Origin of the sequence: Niabella pedocola, from assembly GCF_021044425.1 — a bacterium.
GTDB lineage: Bacteria > Bacteroidota > Bacteroidia > Chitinophagales > Chitinophagaceae > Niabella > Niabella pedocola.
In genome coordinates this window covers 796,762-815,000 of the sequence record NZ_JAJNEC010000007.1, presented here as the reverse complement: position 1 = coordinate 815,000, position 18,239 = coordinate 796,762, and the positions used below count along the sequence as shown (strand labels likewise).

13 protein-coding genes and 1 pseudogene are annotated in these 18,239 nt (G+C 47.4%); 12 read left to right on the top strand and 2 right to left on the bottom strand.

Annotated features, from left to right (window positions below; translation table 11 throughout):
• Window positions 1-22: 22 nt before the first annotated feature.
• Together LQ567_RS24235 and LQ567_RS24230 are read right to left on the bottom strand one after the other, a co-directional pair.
• Entirely contained in the window at window positions 23-424 is a 402-nt protein-coding gene (locus tag LQ567_RS24235) for a hypothetical protein (RefSeq protein WP_231008501.1), read from the bottom strand.
• Window positions 425-689: 265 nt separating this feature from the next.
• Window positions 690-1,676: a helix-turn-helix domain-containing protein gene (locus tag LQ567_RS24230; RefSeq protein WP_231008500.1), complete on the bottom strand. Its 987-nt coding sequence runs from the start codon at window positions 1,674-1,676 to the stop codon at window positions 690-692.
• A 90-nt stretch (window positions 1,677-1,766) separates the two neighbouring features.
• On the opposite strand from LQ567_RS24230, the gene LQ567_RS24225 reads away from it, so the two are divergent.
• From LQ567_RS24225 to LQ567_RS24170, 12 genes and pseudogenes are all read left to right on the top strand, one after another.
• A complete protein-coding gene (locus LQ567_RS24225; protein ID WP_231008499.1) occupies window positions 1,767-2,387 on the top strand; it encodes a GNAT family N-acetyltransferase in 621 nt (206 codons plus the stop codon).
• A 37-nt stretch (window positions 2,388-2,424) separates the two neighbouring features.
• Complete coding sequence (locus LQ567_RS24220; protein WP_231008498.1) at window positions 2,425-3,486, top strand: acyltransferase family protein; 1,062 nt, start codon at window positions 2,425-2,427, stop codon at window positions 3,484-3,486.
• Window positions 3,473-4,771 carry a lysine N(6)-hydroxylase/L-ornithine N(5)-oxygenase family protein gene (locus LQ567_RS24215; protein WP_231008497.1) on the top strand — a complete coding sequence of 433 codons (1,299 nt, stop codon included), beginning with the start codon at window positions 3,473-3,475 and terminating at the stop codon, window positions 4,769-4,771. The genes LQ567_RS24220 and LQ567_RS24215 overlap by 14 nt, the downstream gene beginning before the upstream one ends.
• Before the next feature lie 339 nt (window positions 4,772-5,110).
• The gene (gene smc / locus LQ567_RS24210) at window positions 5,111-8,641 is read left to right on the top strand and encodes a chromosome segregation protein SMC (RefSeq protein ID WP_231008496.1); all 3,531 of its coding nucleotides are present in this window, start codon (window positions 5,111-5,113) and stop codon (window positions 8,639-8,641) included.
• A 351-nt stretch (window positions 8,642-8,992) separates the two neighbouring features.
• Entirely contained in the window at window positions 8,993-10,495 is a 1,503-nt protein-coding gene (locus LQ567_RS24205; protein ID WP_231008495.1) for a succinate CoA transferase, read from the top strand.
• A 24-nt stretch (window positions 10,496-10,519) separates the two neighbouring features.
• Entirely contained in the window at window positions 10,520-12,682 is a 2,163-nt protein-coding gene (gene mrdA, locus LQ567_RS24200; protein ID WP_231008494.1) for a penicillin-binding protein 2, read from the top strand.
• 213 nt (window positions 12,683-12,895) lie between these two features.
• Window positions 12,896-13,525 (top strand): hemerythrin domain-containing protein, encoded by a 630-nt coding sequence (locus LQ567_RS24195; RefSeq protein ID WP_231008493.1) that lies wholly within the window; start codon window positions 12,896-12,898, stop codon window positions 13,523-13,525.
• A gap of 145 nt (window positions 13,526-13,670) precedes the next feature.
• Window positions 13,671-13,889, top strand: coding sequence for a hypothetical protein (locus tag LQ567_RS24190; protein WP_231008492.1), 219 nt, complete (start codon window positions 13,671-13,673; stop codon window positions 13,887-13,889).
• Between the two features lie 2 nt (window positions 13,890-13,891).
• On the top strand, window positions 13,892-14,266 hold the full coding sequence (locus LQ567_RS24185) for a YdeI/OmpD-associated family protein (protein ID WP_231008491.1): 375 nt from the start codon (window positions 13,892-13,894) through the stop codon (window positions 14,264-14,266).
• A gap of 427 nt (window positions 14,267-14,693) precedes the next feature.
• Complete coding sequence (locus LQ567_RS24180) at window positions 14,694-16,373, top strand: hypothetical protein (protein ID WP_231008490.1); 1,680 nt, start codon at window positions 14,694-14,696, stop codon at window positions 16,371-16,373.
• Between the two features lies 1 nt (window position 16,374).
• Window positions 16,375-16,956 (top strand): hypothetical protein, encoded by a 582-nt coding sequence (locus tag LQ567_RS24175; protein WP_231008489.1) that lies wholly within the window; start codon window positions 16,375-16,377, stop codon window positions 16,954-16,956.
• A gap of 951 nt (window positions 16,957-17,907) precedes the next feature.
• A pseudogene (locus tag LQ567_RS24170) lies at window positions 17,908-18,045 on the top strand (helix-turn-helix domain-containing protein); the annotation flags it as partial.
• Between the last annotated feature and the right edge of the window lie 194 nt (window positions 18,046-18,239).

The window sequence follows — 18,239 nt, the reverse complement described above, 5'->3', positions numbered from 1 at the left end:
TTTAGTTTTGATCATCTGAACATTATTGTTCCTGGTTAAACGCGGTAGCGTTGTATGTGCCATCCACAGCTTCAGAAACCCTGTAAGTAGAACCATTACCCAGATCATTCAGCGCTGTAATGGAAATACCTGATCCTGCTAAAGTGGCGTTGGTGGCATGAGTAGCATCAACGACAATCGTACAGGCCTTGGGTTGTTCGATATCCGAACAGGGACTCGCTGATTCGATGTACTCCCAGTTTGCAAGATCTCTTACGGCATCAGCATCGGTAGCATCGCCAGTGAATTGATAAACCTTATCGTTGACGAGCGGCCGATTTGGGGTGGTATTGCTTCTGAAGGCAAAAGTGGTTACGGCTACAACAATGAGCGCCAGCAACGGCAAAACGAATTTTAGAGTCCGTGGACTTTTTAAAGTAAACATAAATTTTAGTTTAATAAAGTAGTTAAAAAATAAATGGTAGTTCAAGCTTGTTTTTACTGCGCAGTAGATAAAAGCTGTGGGCTTGCTGCATTCTGTTTATGCAGTAAACCGGTTAAAGGATCTTGCCTACTATTTTCTTCAGGTGTTCGGCTCCGCCTGTTGAACTGTGCAGATGCGGTTGAGGGCCGCTCATCTTAGTTCTTTGATGTTTCTGTTTCAAAGATGCGATGCAGAAGCGCCGATGGTGTTATCCAATCGTGGTTTTTTATTTGCGGAAATGACTGGGAGTAAAATGGTACAGTTTTTTAAAGGCCTTGGAAAAATTGGAAACAGCAGAAAAGCCCATTTCCAGCGCAATATCCGTAAGCGGTTCATTGGTATGTACTACACGGGTAAAGGCTTCATTCATCCGGTGCTCCTGCCAATAACTATAGGGTGGTTGATTGAACCGTTTGGCGAAAAGCTTTTTCAGATAGGTTTCATCCATGCCGGCCTGCCGGGATAGCACCCGGAAGTTGGGTTCTTCCGTGAGGTTTTTGAGCAGGGCGGTGCTGACACGGTTGATCTGGCTGATCCTGCTTAAGGACACAATGCGGCCACCCAATTGGAGATCTGCTTTGCATGCCAATGCAGCATATAATAACAGTTTTACTGCAAGCTCCAGTGTGAGCCCATCAACTACAGGGGCCCGCAGCAGTCGCAAGATCCAGTTGGCGAGGTTTACCATATTCTGTGTAGCAAACATATGGTGTGGAAATATTTGTGCGGGCGTACGGCCTGCGGCGATGGCATCCAGAAACGGTTGCAGTATTTCAGGGTAATAAGGTGCCAGCCGTTGGAGGAAGCCGGTTGTGCAATGTACATCCAGCGTGGTATACTGAAGACCGGGTTCAAATTGTACCTGGTCTTCCACATACGGGAGATAAAAAATGTTGAACTGCGTTTCCTCTACCCAATTATCGTATGGCGTATGTATGCGCTGTACGATGCTGTTGTGGATAAGGAAGCTGAATTCAATAACAGGGATGTCGGCTCTTACCTTAAACCTTCGCCGCTGTTTTACATGGTAGCTGCTGAACCAGATTTCAAATGCTTCCATTCGTTTGTGCTGAAACAGCATATGACCCCAACCTCCGGATAGGGCAAGGCTGCTCATGGAAGGGATAATAAGCGATTGATGCAGGTGTGGTAGCGGATCAGACCAAAAGAAGGCATCATTGTTAGCGGAGGAGATCTCAAACAGGTTACTCATAAAATCAAGGACATTGGTTTAAAGGTCACATCCCGGAAAAGATAATCCGGAGACGAATTATTTAAAATTTATATAAATATAAAAATAAATATGAACAAAGCCAATAAAAAGTCAGTAAGTACCGGCTTTGCGGTGAGGCCGGGGGAATGGTTCCTTTACCGTAAGCGACTCCACGGTGATCAGCACGAGCTGGGTATTCGTAAAATTGATTTGCGCAAAGACCTGGCCCTTATGCACCGGTGGGTGAATCAACCCTATGCATCACGCTTTTGGGGGATGCAGGGAACGCTTAAGGCGCTTTATGTGTTTTACGAGCCCAAACTTGAGGAAGGGCATTTGCAGTTGTTTTTTGCATGTATCGGCGCCACACCGGTTGCCCTGATCGAAGTGTACCCAGTGTTGCATTCGGAGCTGGCAGGGGCATTGGATTTTACAGAAACGGACTATGGCATTCATTTACTGATGGCCCCGTACCGGGAGGTAAAAGCGGCGGTTCCGGTAAATATCGATGGGCTGTCTGTATGGGTGCTAAAAGCGACGCAGCAAATGCTGTTCGGTTTTTCTGCTGTGAAACGTATCGTTGCTGAGCCAGATGAACAAAATACCCATGCCTGCCGTCTGGCAGAGAAAGCAGGCTTCCAGTATATTAAGACATTGCAGTTGGAAGATAAAATGGCAAGATTGTATACGATCGTCCGTCATGAAATATAACATTCCGTTTTTACCTAATTCTTTAAATCAATTCTATATGCTAACGCCATACCAACGACAAGGCTTTTCGCTGGCCCGAGGATTTGTAGTACTCGTAATGCCGGTCATACACACCGTACTGTTGTATAGCCTGCCTGCCGTGAAACAAGGGCCGGTAGGATTTGTACTGGGTTTTCTGGCAGAAACTTCCGGGGCACCTTTATTCATGCTTTTGATGGGGCTGTTTATGGCCCTGGGACGTGAAAAAACAACCGGGTATATTTTAAAGCGCATGTTGATCTTGCTTTTCGCGGGTTATTTGCTCAATGTATTAAAATTGCTCCTGCCGTACTATTGGGGATGGATCCCACAGCAGTTCCTGAAAGATAACGGGGTAACAGACCGGGTGCCGATGCATTTGTTCTTTACCGGCGATATTCTTCAGTTTGCAGCCATCGCCTATGCCTGCTGCGCATTTTTGAAAAAGCTTACCTCCAATATTGCTGGGTATACCATTGTATTCCTGGTGGTGTTATTACTGATGCCGTTGACCTGGACCTTGAATGATGCCGGGTTGTTTACAATACCGTTGGCACTGGTAAACGGAAAACCGCCCTATACCTTCTTTCCATTATTTCCCTGGTTGTTATACCCGCTGGCAGGTTTACTCACGGGGGCCTTATTGCTAAAAGTAAAGACCATGCGTTTTAACCGGTTACTGGGAGTGCTGACACTGATATTTATGTTAACCGGTTACCTGTTATCATTAACAGAGCCGGCCGAATGGCAGGCCGAGTTTTATCGGCTGGGCAGGGGCGCCACGTTGTTCCACATTGGATTGGCCCTGGGATGGGTATTGTTGTTTGTAGGGTTGGCAGAGAAAGTTCCGGGTAATTACCTGTTCCGCTTACTTCAATGGCTGAGCGATCATATTATGCCCGCATACATACTGCAATGGATCGTTATTTTCTGGTGTTTTCCGCTGTTTGGTTATAATCACCTGGAAACGGTTCCTTCGCTGCTGGCATTATGTGTTACCACCAGTGTAAGCTTCCTGGTATTGGCAGCGGTGTTGAAAGGCATTAAAAACATAAAAGCGATCCGTCATGGAGGAGCATAATATTTACGATATTGCCGGCATCGGTATCGGACCGTTCAACCTGGGGCTGGCGGCATTGTGCGCGCCGATACAATCCCTAAAGACCATTTTCCTGGAGGCGCAGCCGGAGTTTAACTGGCATTCGGGAATGCTTTTGCCCGGCAGTACATTGCAGGTGTCTTATCTGGCAGACCTGGTAACACTGGCCGATCCCTGCAGTCCATTTACATATCTCAATTTTTTAAGAAAACAGGGGCGTTTATTACAGTTTGGCATTCATGAAAACAATGTCATTACCCGTCGTGAATACAACCGGTATTGCCGGTGGGTATGCGATCAATTATCCAGTCTGCAATTTAACTGGCGTGTTATGGATGTCGGGTATGAGGAAGATGGGCAATATTATCTCATAACCGGTGTGCATCCGCTTACTGGTGCTTTCAGAAGCATCCGAGCCCGGCACGTGGTAATTGGAGTAGGTACGCAACCCTGCGTTCCTGGTTTTGCAGAACCCTTGCTGGGCGATCAGATCCTGCATTCGTCGCAATACCTGAAGCATCAGGCTGCCTTGTCTCATTCAAAAAAAATAGCAGTAATCGGGTCAGGACAAAGCGCTGCCGAAATTTTTTATGATCTGTTACAGAATGGCGGAGCTGCGGATCAGCATTTGTGCTGGATGACACGATCCCCACGGTTTTATGCGATGGAGCATACAAAGCTGAGTTTTGAAATGGCCACACCGGCCTATATCAATCATTTCTACCGGTTATCCGAAACGCGAAAACCTGTTACCATACAGCAGCAGGATACGTTATACAAGGGGATCAATTATCAATTGATCAATGCTATCTATGACCGGCTATATGAATTGATGACCGAGGGCATAACGGTTCCTGTAACCTTAATGACCAATGTAGCGTTGACAGAAATGCATCCTTCAAAAACCAAGGGGTGGATGTTGCGGTTTTATCATGAAGAGCAGGAGCAGTCGTTTGAGTTGGAAGCAGAACATATCATATTGGCAACCGGGTATAAAACAACAATGCCTTCATTTCTGAAATCAATCCAACACCTGATCCGCTATGATGTGCAGGGTGATTTTGGTATTACCCGCAAGTATGCTATTGACGAAAAGCATACCGTGTTTGTTCAGAATGCAGAAATGCATACACATGGTTTTACAGCTCCCGAATTGGGATTAGGGCCTTACCGCAATGCGGTGATCATTAATACCATATTGGGCACCACGCGTTACCCGGTAGATGAACAGACCGTTTTTCAGCAATTTGGTGTGCCCTTGCAATGATCGTCAGCGGGCGATGGCAAAGATGGAGGACTGCCGTTGGTCCCCGGAGGCTAGCTGATAACAAAAAAATAACCCGCCGTTCCAGCCCCAACAATCCGTAAAACAGGTTGTTATACCCTGTAAACCGGCGGTTTAGGGCCCTTTGCAGGGGAATTATCCCCCGTTATCAGCAGAGCCCTGCGGTGCAGGCGGGGCGGGAGCGGGCCCCTCCGGATGTGGGGTTATCCACAGCTTTTCCACGTTTTTGCCCTGTTTTCCACCCATTGGTGTGCAAAAACAGGCTTTAGCTTTGGGGCCGGAACCGTTATTTTCGCCTATACAATAAAACGGAAAAATACTGTGCGTTTAAAAAGTCTTGAAATAAAGGGGTTTAAGAGTTTTGCCGATAAAACGGTCGTTAATTTCGACGACAATATTACCGGCATTGTAGGGCCGAACGGGTGTGGAAAATCCAATATTGTGGACAGCATCCGCTGGGTAATTGGCGAACAAAAGATCAGCGCCCTCCGGAGCGAGAACCTGGATGCGCTGGTGTTTAACGGGTCAAAAACCCGGTCCGCAAGCGGACTGGCGGAGGTAAGTCTTACCTTTGAAAATACCAAGAACCTCCTGCCCACAGAGTTTAGCACCGTGCGCATTACCCGTAAGTTTTATAAAAGCGGGGAAAGCGAATACCGCCTCAACGATGTGCAGTGCCGCCTGAAGGATATCCAGAACCTGTTTATGGATACGGGGATCAGTACAGACTCCTATGCCATTATTGCGCTGGATATGGTGGATGACCTCATTAAGGATAAGGACAACAGCCGCCGCCGGATGCTGGAGCAGGCCGCCGGTATTTCCATTTATAAAACCCGAAAAAAGGAAGCCAAACAAAAACTGGATGCCACTGAGCAGGACCTAAACCGGATCGAGGACCTGCTGTTTGAAATAAACAACCAGTTGAAGGCCCTGGAAAGCCAGGCCAAAAAGGCGGAAAAATACCACGAGATAAAAAAAGAATACCGCGAGGTGAGCATTGAGCTGGCCAAAGCGGCCCTGGAAGGGTTTAACCTTACCTATAAAGAACTGAACGAACAGCAGCAGGCCGAAACCGATAAGTCCATAAAACTGGAAGCGGAAATTGCTACGGCCGAAGCGCATATTGAGCAGGAAAAGCTGGTGTTTATTGAAAAAGAACGGGCCCTGCAAAGCAAGCAGGCGGCCTATAACGAGCTGGTACAGCAGGTGCGCACCAAAGAGGGCGATAAAAACCTGGCGGTACAGCGCCTGCAATACCTGAAGGAGCGGGAAACCGGCCTGCAGGAATTTTTATCCAAATCCGATGCCCAGCTAAAAGGCATTGAAGAAAGCATTGCCTTTACCCAGCAGCAGGTGGGTGATGAGGAAAAAGCACATGAAGGATTGACCGAACAGCTGGAAAATTTCAGAGATGAAGTAACCCGCCGGCGCAACATCCTGGATGAGCAGCGCCACGGGGTAGATACCCTGCGGATGGAATACCAGCAGGTACAGCGGGAGCAGTTTGAGGCGGAGAAAAAAGTGGCCGTAGCCGATACCTCCGTACAAAACCTGCAGCGTGCCGTGCAGCAGATTGAAGATGAATCGGCCCAGCGGGAAGAACACCTGCAGAAAGTACAGGCAGACCACCAGCTGAAGGTGCGGGAACTGGAAGAAAAGAACGCCTCGCTGGAGCAATTGCAGGCACACCATGATCATACCAAGGAACAGATCCTGCAAACACAGGGCATTGTAGAGGAACTGCGCAACCGCCTGGCGGATGAAAACCGGGTGCTGGATGCCAAGCGCAACGAGCACGACCTGCTGAAGAGCATGATCGACTCCATGGAAGGGTACCCGGAAAGCGTGAAATTCCTGCACAACAATAAAGACTGGAATACGCAGGCGCCCATCCTTTCCGATATCCTGTATGTAAAAGAAGAGTACCGGACCGCGCTGGAAAACGTGCTGGAACCCTACCTGAACTACTATGTGGTGGAAGACCTGCAGCAGGGCTTACAGGCCGTGCATTTGCTGAGCGACCAGAAGAAAGGGAAGGCCAATTTCTTTTTACTCAATAAAATTGAAGCCGCAGCGGATAACGGCAGCCATCGCTTAGAGGGCGCACTGCCGGCACTGGAAGTAATAGAGGTGGAAGCCAAATACCGCAAACTGGCGGAACACCTGCTGGGCAATGTATTTATTGCAGAAGGGGAAGCGGCGCTGGAAAACAGCAACGGCTCCGTGGTGATTGAAAAGCAGGGCAAGTTTGTAAAAGGCCGGTTTACGCTTACCGGTGGTAGTGTGGGGCTGATTGAAGGCAAGAAGATTGGCCGGGTAAAGAACCTGGAAAAACTGCAGGAGGATATTGCGGCACAGGATGAAGTGGTGCAACAGCTGCGGGCACAGATACAGGCCCGGCACAATGAAGTAATTGCCTTTAATGAAGACCTGCGCGAAAACGCCATTAAAGAAACTCAAAAAGAAATACAGGAGCTGACCAATGCCGTTTTTGCCCTGCAGAACCGATCCGAGAACCTGCAAAGCCAGCAAAGCGCGGCAAGGAACCGGCTGGAAGAACTGACCGAACAATTACAGCATACACAAAGCTCCATATCCGGTGTACGCCAGTCGCTGGGGGAGTTTACCGAAATATTGCAGCAAAACGCCAACAAACTGGCAGAGGCGGAAGATACCTTTAAACAGGCCGAGGGCAGCTACCAGGAGGCCACGGCGCAGTTTAACGAATTTAACCTGAACGTAACCCGCCAGCAGAGCAAGGTAACGGCCTTAAAACAGGAACTGAATTTTAAGACCAACCAGCTGGGTGAATTAAAACGCCAGATAGAGCAAAGCACGGTACAGTTGTCCGATACCGGCGGGGAAATTGTAAGCTCGGACGCCGCCCTGAAAGAAATTGAAGAAACCCTGCTGAACCTGGTACGCAACCGGGAGCAGGACCAGCAGATCCTGAACGAGGCAGACCAGTCGTATTACAATATGCGGAACCTGCTGAATGAAAAGGAAAGCGAACTGCGGCATAAGATCCGCGAAAAGGAACAGGTAGAGCACCTGCTGGCCGCCATAAAAGATAAACTGAATGAGCTGAAGCTGCAGCTGGCCGGTACGCGCGAGCGGCTGAACGTGGAATTTAAGATCCAGATCGAAGACATACTGGATGATCCGCGCAGCAGCGAAACGGCAGTGGAAGATTTACAGGAGAAGGCAGACCGGATGAAGAAGCGCCTGGAGAACCTGGGCGAGGTGAACCCCACTGCTATAGAAGCCTTTACCGAAATGAAAAAGCGCTACGAGTTTATTGTAGAGCAGAAGAATGACCTGGTAGATGCCAAGGAAAGTTTGTTGAAAACGATTGAGGAGGTAGAAACCACCGCCAACCAGAAGTTCCTGGACACCTTTAACCAGGTGCGGGAAAACTTTCAGAAAGTATTTAAATCGCTGTTTACCGAAGACGACCAGTGCGACCTGGTGCTGGAAGATCCTGAAAACCTGGCAGATACCGGTATTGATGTAGTGGCCCGGCCCAAAGGAAAACGGCCCACCTCCCTTACCCAGCTGAGCGGGGGTGAGCGTACCTTAACCGCAACTGCGCTGCTGTTTGCCATTTACCTGATCAAACCGGCGCCCTTCTGTATCCTGGATGAGGTAGATGCGCCGCTGGATGATGCCAACGTGGGTAAGTTTACCAATATGATCCGCCAGTTTAGCGAAAACTCGCAGTTCATCATTGTAACGCACAATAAAACCACCATGAGCACGGTGGATGTGATTTACGGGGTAACCATGCAGGAGCCGGGGGTAAGCAAGCTGGTAAGCGTAGACTTCCGCAGCCTGGCTGCACAGAATTAGGTTTTTAGTTGTGTTATCAATAGGGCCACCTGTGTTGCGGGTGGCTTTTTTTATGGGCCTGCTTCTGACGGCCGCAGCCGCACTGAAAATACCTGCCGGTAGCGCCAACCAAAAACAGCGGTGGTTGGGTACCTCCGCTGTTGGCCTCAGAAGCGCTGAAGCACAGACAACCTCTTGTTGTGATGAATGCGGGGGATCGCCATAACGAATTCAGTGCTTCTGTGTTTCAGTGGCAACCAACAGGGTACTGAAAAAATTTATACCTACTGCTGATCTTCATCAGTCTTCAATAGCAGGCTGTCCGTAATTTTGCTGCTCGTAAAACATCCATCATTCTTCAAAACCTGCAACATGTTCAACGAACGCATACGGCTGGAGCGGTTAAAAAGTAAAATAACCACCGCAGAAGAGGCCGTAACATTATTTAAAGACGGCATGACCGTAGGCGCCAGCGGTTTTACCAAGGCGGGCGACAGCAAAGTGATATTGCCGGCACTGGCCGCACGCGCACAAAATGAACGGCTGCAGATCAACCTGATTACGGGCGCGTCCTTAGGCCATGGTACCGATGGAAAACTGGCCGCGGCACATGCGTTAAAAAAGCGGATGCCCTTTCAGGTGGATAAGGTGTTGAGGGATAAGATCAACCAGGGCGAGATCCTGTTTATAGACCAGCACCTGAGCGAAAGCGCGGAGCAGATCCACAACAAGATCATCGACCCGCTGGATATGGCCGTAATTGAAGTAGCCTTTATTGAGCGGGACGGCAGCCTGGTGCCCACCACCTCGGTGGGTAACTCCGTAACCTTTGCGGCGTTTGCCAAACAGGTGATCATCGAAATCAATACCACGATACCCATGGAGGTATATGGTATCCATGATATTTACCAGGCGGAGGACTACCCGCACCGGAACGTGATTCCCATTGTAGCGCCCTGGAATAAGATCGGCCGCAAATCCATACCGGTAGACCCGGATAAAATAGCCGCCATCGTATTTACGGATCTGCCCGACAGTCCTGCAGACATTGCGCCGCCGGATGAAAAAACGGCTGCCATGGCCGCGCATATCCTCCGGTTTTTTGAGGCGGAAGTGCGGCTGGGCCATCTTACGGACCGCTTGTTACCCTTGCAGGCAGGCATCGGCCGGGTGGCCAATGCCGTGCTGGCAGAATTCCGGCAAAGCAATTTTTATGACCTTACCATGTTCTCCGAAGTACTGCAAGACAGCACCTTTGAGCTGATGGATGCGGGCATTCTTTCCTTTGCCTCCGCCTCCTCCCTGGCCGTGTCTGAAGGATGGCACCGGCGGTTATTTGAAAACCTGCAGCAGTACAAGGAAAAATTTGTGTTGCGGCCGCAGAATATTTCCAATACACCGGGCCTTATCCGCCGGCTGGGGGTTATTGCCATTAACACCGCTATTGAGTTTGACCTATACGGTAACGTAAACTCTACCCATATCGGCGGCACGCAGATCATGAACGGCATCGGCGGCTCCGGCGATTTTGCCCGCAATGCCTACCTCAGCATTTTTGTAACACAGGCGGCATCAAAGGACGATGCCATTTCCCATATTGTGCCCATGGTATCGCATGTAGACCATACGGAGCATGATGTAGACATACTGGTTACGGAGATCGGTATTGCCGACCTGAGAGGCCTGGCGCCCCGGGAGCGGGCACAAACCATCATCGATCATTGTGTGCACCCGGATTATAAGGAAGCACTGCAGTCCTATTTTGACCGGGCCTGTGCACGCGGCGGCCATACCCCGCATGTACTGGAAGAGGCCCTGAGCTGGCATACCCGTTTCCGCGAAACCGGGTCGATGAAACCCATACCTGTACTTTAAAAAATAAAAGCGTTAAACACGTTTATGCCTGTATTCAATAAGCCGAGAGGCTATGTGATAAAGCTGATTATTTTATGTGTATTTGCGCTGATTGTGGCCCAGCTGGCCAACCTGCAGCTGGTAAACCGCAAATACCTGGAACTGGCAAAGGACAATGCCGTTTTTCAAAAGATCATTTACCCGGAGCGGGGGATTATTTACGACCGGAAGGGAAGAGCTGTTTTGAACAATACCATCATGTTTGACCTGGTGGTAACACCGGCCGAAGTAAAGCACCTGGATACGGCTGCGTTTTGTACGCTGATGGGGATTGATACGGCAACGCTCCGGAGCCGTATGGTAAACGCTATTGTAAAAAACAGCAGGATGCGGCCCTCCGTATTTCAATCGCTGCTGGAGCCTGGGTTGCAGGCGCGCTTTGAAGAGAACAGCTGGCGCTTTCCCGGTTTTGCCTTGCAGCAACGGCCGGTACGTACCTACCCGTATAATGCGGGCGCGCATTTCCTGGGATACATCGGGGAAGTGGATGAAAAAGATATCCAACGGTCGGACAATTTTTACCATATGGGTGATTACCGGGGTAAGAACGGGCTGGAATACCAGTATGAACAGGTATTGATGGGGCGGCGCGGGGTGCAGTATATGATCAAGGACAATAAGAACCGGCTGGTAGGGCATTATGAAAACGGTAGTTTTGATACCACGGCCATTGCGGGCAGGGGGCTCAAAACCTGGCTGGATGTAGACCTGCAGGTGCTGGCGGAAAAACTGATGGCCAATAAAGTGGGGGCTGTGGTGGCGCTGGATCCCAAAACCGGCGGCATCCTGGCCATGGCATCGGGGCCGGTCTTTAACCCGAATGATCTTACCGGGCCGGAAAAAAATAAAAACTACGCAAAAATGGCGCTGAATGTACGGGCGCCGTTATTAAACAGGGGCATTAAGGGACGCTATCCGCCGGGCTCTACATTTAAACCCTTGGGCGGACTGGTGGCGCTGGACGAAGGGGTAATTACGCCCGCTTCCGGTTACCCCTGCCGCGGCGGGTACTATGCCTGCGGCAGGAGGACGGGCTGCCTGGAGTCCTGGGCCGGGCATGCGGATAACCTGCGCCTGGCCATTGCACATTCCTGTAATGCTTTCTTCGTTAATACTTACCGGCTTACCGTAGATAACCCCAGGTATGGAAATGTGAAAGAAGGGTATAAAAAATGGGAGGCGTATATGCACCGGCTGGGGTTGGGCGTGCGCCTGGGGACAGACCTGCCCAGTGAAGATAAGGGGAACATACCCACCGTAGGAGATTATGATGCGGACTATAAAGGCAATTGGACCTCCTGTACCAATCTTACCCTGGGTATGGGGCAGGACAAGATGCTGCTAACGCCCCTGCAACTGGCCAATGCCACCTGTATTATTGCAAACCGGGGTTATTATTATATTCCGCATTTTATCGACAGCATTGAACGGGAAACAGCGGCGGATGCCCCGCTGTTGAAAAAGTACCGCCAGCGGCAGGAAGCCTTAACGCATATTTCCGCTGTTGCTTATGATGCCATCATTAACGGGATGCAGGATGTGGTTACACAGGGTACCGCAAAAGTAGCGGCCATCCCGGGCATTGATGTATGCGCCAAAACCGGTACGGCGGAAAATGCTACCGTATTGGATGGCCGGCGTATACAGCTGGACGATAACTCGATGTTCATCTGCTTTGCGCCAAAGGACAATCCAAAAATTGCGATTGCCGTGGTGGTGGAAAATGCCGGCTTTGGTGGAACCTGGGCCGGACCCATTGCCCGCATCCTGATGGAGCAATACCTGCTGGATAGCCTGACCAACAGGAGCAAGGCCGACCTGGAGCGGATTGCCCATGCCAACCTGATGCCCTGGTATTTTGACCGGCTGCAATATAAAACCGACTCTATCAGGGCCGAACAATGGACCAAACTGACGAAGGACAGCACCCGGCTGCGAACGTTTTTAAAACACACTGTTCGCACCGTAATGGCTGAAAAAAAAGATAGTGCTTCTGGAACAGTGCGCCCCCAACCCCTCGCCATACCGGTAGCTGCAGGAGGAATGAAGCGCCCGGGAACTCCGCTATACCACATCAGCACCCCCCGGATCGTTGCGGGCGAAAGAAAATGGCGGTGGGGTATTACCGGAACGGGTTACCCCATATAAGAATATGCTCCTGGTTGTTACGGGGTATTACCGGAACGGATTGCGGATGCCGGCGCAGCGCTGCCCGCACCAATGATTCAGTCGTTGGCCCATAAAACATTTCATACGGAAAAATATACATTTCATGCAGCCCTGGCAAGGTGATATCATGGTGTGCGGGCATCTTTGCAGCATCAACCCAACTAACTGCTTTTTTCTTTTACTATTTTTTTGATGATGAAAACAACAGCTCCCCCGCGGTTTAATCTTTTCAACCGGGCACATAAAGCCATCAGGGCCCTGCTCTGCAACACATTACTGCAGGTGCAAAAAACAGACTTTACATCGCCGGATGCCACAGGTTGTGTGGCCGGTATCCGGCTATCGCTGGAAGTGCTGCAGGAACATGCATATCTTGAAGATCATTTTATTTTTCCGCTGCTGCAATCCAACGCACCCTCCCTGGCTGCGTTTTTTGAAAAACAACATCATCAGGATGAATTGCTGACACAGGATGTGGAGGCTGCGCTTACCGGTTTTGAAAGTGCCTCCGGTGAACAGGAACAATTATTAACGGGCATTGTGATCCTGGAACAATATGCCGGCTTTGTGGCTTTTAACCTCTCCCACATGAATATGGAAGAGCAGCTCATCAATCCCTTTTTGTGGACACTTTATTCAGATGCGGAGCTGGTGCAACGGGTAACCGAAGCCCTGCAAAAAGCACCACCGGCGCATGATGACCTGTTGCTGCGCCTGATGATCGAAAACCAAAACAGCAGGGAACTGGCGGCATGGTTTGCCGCAATGGGACCTGAGGCCACGGAAAACCTCAACGCACGCCTTTCTGCCGCCGGCGTGTAACGGACGGTAAAACGGCAATGATCCGGCAAAGAAAGCGGCGAACTGCTTTTTTAAAATAATCCGGATGGTTCCTTTTTCTGCTGACATAAGGCTGTCACACCGTGGTAATAGCTTTGTATTATTGAATCACTTAAATGTGGATGATATGACAACAATAGCACAATGGCCCGCAGATCGTTTACAAACCGTCCTGTACCGGTTGCTGATACATAAAGATGCAGCCCAGGAGCCACTTACCGATTATAGTGAAGGAAAAGGACATTTTGAAACGGCATCCATAGTGGATCCGTTTGGTGCCCTTTTCAGCATGATGACCGGTAAATACACTTCTGCTGTATTGGATCAAACACATACAACCCGTTAACGATGGAACTAAAAGATGGAAAAATAGCGGTGTATGCCAAAACCCGTCGTCAGTGGCGCAGCTGGCTTCAAAAGCATGCCGCCAAACAGGAGCCGGTGTGGCTGATCCTTTTTCACAAGGGGTGTAAAACGCCTTCGGTGGACCGCATTGAAGCCACGGAGGAGGCGCTTTGCTTTGGCTGGATCGACAGCTTGTGTAAGAAACGGGATGCGGAAAGTTATTACCTCACCTTTTCGCCCCGCAACCCCCGGAAAAGCAACTGGAGCCTGCCCAATATTGAACGGGCAAAACGCATGATGGCAGAAGGAAAAATGACGGCGGCAGGACGGCGGCTGATCGAAATTGCAAGAACCAGGGGGGGCTGGCCGGAGGCGTAAACAGGCAGGCTTGATCAAGTATGACATTCCTTGATGACCGAAGAAAAACTGACCATTCTCGAAAATATTCATTTGAACATGCTCTTCGCTTTAATAGTGAAGATTGCAAGAGGACAGGTGTTTTGTATACTTGAAATGGAGCTCAGTTCATAGTAATCGGTTTAAGATTCGAATCTTAGCGAACTTGAGCTCACTGTAAAATCGCTTGTGTCTTTTTGCGTTCCATTTTATCTTTGAATAAAAATTTTTTGATATTTGAATTATATTTATATTTTTATGATACCTAAATAAAACATTAGTATAAATATCATGAGAAGCCTATAGCCTTCAATGAGCTATGAAATATTGAATAACTGCACTAGATCACTTTAGCATGTTTTATGGGGTGAACTTGGGAATATATTATCAATACACCAAAATAAAGAATATGAAAATCCCTAGACAACTATCTGCGCTATTACTGCTTATCTCGCTTTTGCTTGTTTTTTACGGATGTAGCCGAAGGAGCTTTTCCGAATCAGGCATCATGAAAGATGGTTCAGTGAATATAGCTTGGTTAAGAAGTAATTTTGAAAAAGGCAATGCCAATGTGCTGCTGAATGTCTCGTATGGCGCGCATTTTTCCTATAATCTAACTCCACAATGGGAGAAAGCATCAAGTGCTCGAAACGCTGGCGGTAAAGATTATTTTTTTGTGCCCTTGGTTAATGACGAATATGCAACAATAAATGGTGAGAAACGGAAATTAAACATCCTAAATGAGAAGTCTTATTTAGTTGCGTATGCCGCTGATGGTAGTTCAGGGACATTAACTTTCTTAAAGGGGGACTACCAGCTCAAAAACAATCCCTTAGCAGGGAAAAGTGCTATTGAAGGAGGTGCGCCTAATAAAATTTTCTCCGGTGTTGTCAGTTATACGGACATTAATAAAAAGCTCGTTACATACTCGTATAGTTCAAAATCTAAAACTCCAAGTCCTCGTACGCTTGCCCGATCGGTGACTTTGCCTTTGGAAATGGATCCTGCTTGGGTTGATACATTCTTTTGTAAGCAAGTCGCCAATGGCCTAATGGCAGAATGGAATATGCCGTTTACTGTAGATTCGTTATTACAACTAAAGGGTAATGATGACGAATATTTAATCCCAGGACAATATGTTTTTAATATTAATACGCTCCAAAAAATCGATCTTCAGTCTTATTTGGAATTATTTGGTATTGTTGTAGAATATAATCTAGACCTCCTGCCTATCGGTTCTGAGTCGACTATGACGTGTTCCAGGATATGCCATTGGGGTGCTGAGTGTCCGGGGGAGAATGGTTCTTTGAACGAGGTAGCTGTCGCTACTACGACTATTGCAGATAACAGGCTCAATTGTGAGGCCCCAACGTGGAATGGAGCGTGCGGATCCAGTTGGAGTCTTATGTGGTCAGAAACTGGTTCGTGCACTTGGTCTGATGGTGGAGTTGGGACTAACCCAGGAGGCGGGACCCCCTTACCCGGAGATGGTGGCTCTGGTGGTTCCGGTGGCGTCGGTGGCGGCGGTGGTGGTGGCACTACACCAGTAACACGACCTCGAGATAAATTATGCCCCAAAACATTTAAGTTTTCAAAGGGAAATGACAATTCGTATTTTAAAACGAATGTCCGAGGGCTTAGATTCGAAACAAACAACACACAGTATAACAATGTTCCAAACACATTGGTAAGCTTATCAAATGGTATTTCTGATTTGGTAATGAACCAAACGCCCCCAGATGATTATTTTAATAGAGATTTTTCTTCATTGACCTATTTGGAAGATTTTTTCCCAAATCTGTTTGCAAGTAACGATATATTCTCAAAAATGGAAGACGGGAAAAAGTATTGGTATTTTACCGACTATGCGGCAAGCAAGATTACGGCATGGTGTTTGGACTTTGCCGGCCAAGAGGTAGCAAGGATGGATAGATGGGCTTCAAATCCTGGAAGCAGAAGAGCTTATGAGGCATTGTGGGTAGAGGCCAGTAGATTTATTAGATCTTTTATGCCAGGCTCTAATATCAGGGGAGATGAAGATCCCAATGTGGCAGTGTCCCAGGCAATTTATGCACAAAAATGTGAATAATTTGGAACCGAAAAATTTTAATGAGCTTTTAGGGCGGTACTTCTATTCATACCCGGCCAACGACGAAGTTAGATATTCAGGTCTTCACGTAAGAAAGGAATATTTTAATTTAGGAGATCTGCGGCAGTCACTGGAGGCAAGTGATCGCTGGCATAAGTTCTATGATTCAGTAAAGAGAATACATGGAATACGAAAGGTTAGAGAGTTTAATCCCACTAAACATTCAATTAAAATATTGTGTGCTTTGGAAAATTCCATGAGTAATGGTATAGGGGTATACCTCAGTTTGTTGGGTGGTTTTTATGGCTTTTATTATATTAGCGAAACCAATATGTATAAAACAGAATGTTTTGGAATGGAATATAACGCCTACCTATCATACTATCCACTTACTGACGAACTTCGAGATGTATCGAATCAAGTAGAAAAACTTCTAACACGAGAATTTCCTGAATTCGAAAAATTTGACAACAAATGGGCAGACTATCCAATAGAGAATATTCAATCGTACTATAGCTTTAAAGAGAAAACTACGCTATTTGAGCTTATCTTTGAGGAACAGCCCGGTGGAATATTTTTTTAAATACAACAGTTGTTTGAAATTTAGGAAAGGCGTCTTTTTCCTTACTGCATTGTGCCTGTCTCTTATTTATTCGAATAAGCTACATGCACAACTGATTTTCGATGCAAAGGGTATTGATTCGATTCTAATTAATAGCAAGATTTCTGCATACTGCGTTTCCGATCTGAAGCCTAAAAATCTTTTATATTCAGAATTAGGAATTTTAAAAATCGATGGTGATTGTTACATCGAAAAGAGTAAGATACATGAAAATAGACCCACGGTAGAGAAAATATATTGCCGCAGGGTTGGTGGAAAAATTCATACTCTTTATTGGATTTTGGCTAAAAATGACAGTAGTATCGTAAACAGACTACTAGCGTTTTATGGAAAACCTTATCAAAAATTACGTTCCATAATTCGATCCTCCGATAATCAACCGGTAAGTATGGTTTGGGTCTTCTCGAATTATTCAATTTACTATATGGCTGATTTTCTCCAGTTGAGAAATAAAGATCTTATTGTTGTTAATTATCATCAGGAGGCCGACTTTTACAGAGCCTTCGATGGAATTAAAAGTCTACGATAACTAATATCGATTTCCTTCTTTATTATTTGGATGGAGCAATTACTGTCCACCCTGTTGGGATTGAAAAAGGCCGTTGCCAAGGCGGAAGAAACTGCTACAAATTTTTTTAAATCACCTCGGCTTTTAAATCGCCCTCAAAGTTTATCGAATGTTACCTATTTTGTCGTTCCCATTTTTAATAGAAATGCGGAGGTGTAGTTCTGATTTCAGGCGTGCAGCGGCGAGACGCCAAAAGAGATTCATCATATTATAAAATAAATACCGAAGGGAGAGCTCAATAGGGGCAATGACCTATTATATGAAATAGTCAAGACTTAATCTGACAGTAGGGATTAAATTTATAGTTACGACACTATTAAATAACTCCCTAAAACTGTCAGAAAATGAAAAGTACAGAAAAATTAATCAAAACCAAATTAGGTCTACTCAAATTAGCAGAGAATTTAGGCAACGTATCCCAAGCTTGTAAAGTAATGGGTTATAGCAGGGATAGCTTTTGCCGTATTAAAGAGCTATACGATACTTTCTTTGATGAGCACAGTATACCCTTAATGCGAGTTCTAACAGATCGCGGGTCAGAATATAAGGGCAAATATGAGCACCAAAGAAATGCTCTTTCGTTCAGGATCGATTGCCGGTTGTCAAGCGCAAGGTTACGGAACTGGGCAAAGGACGGCGCCACGATGGCCAGCAACAAAAGCAGCAGGATGCTGTT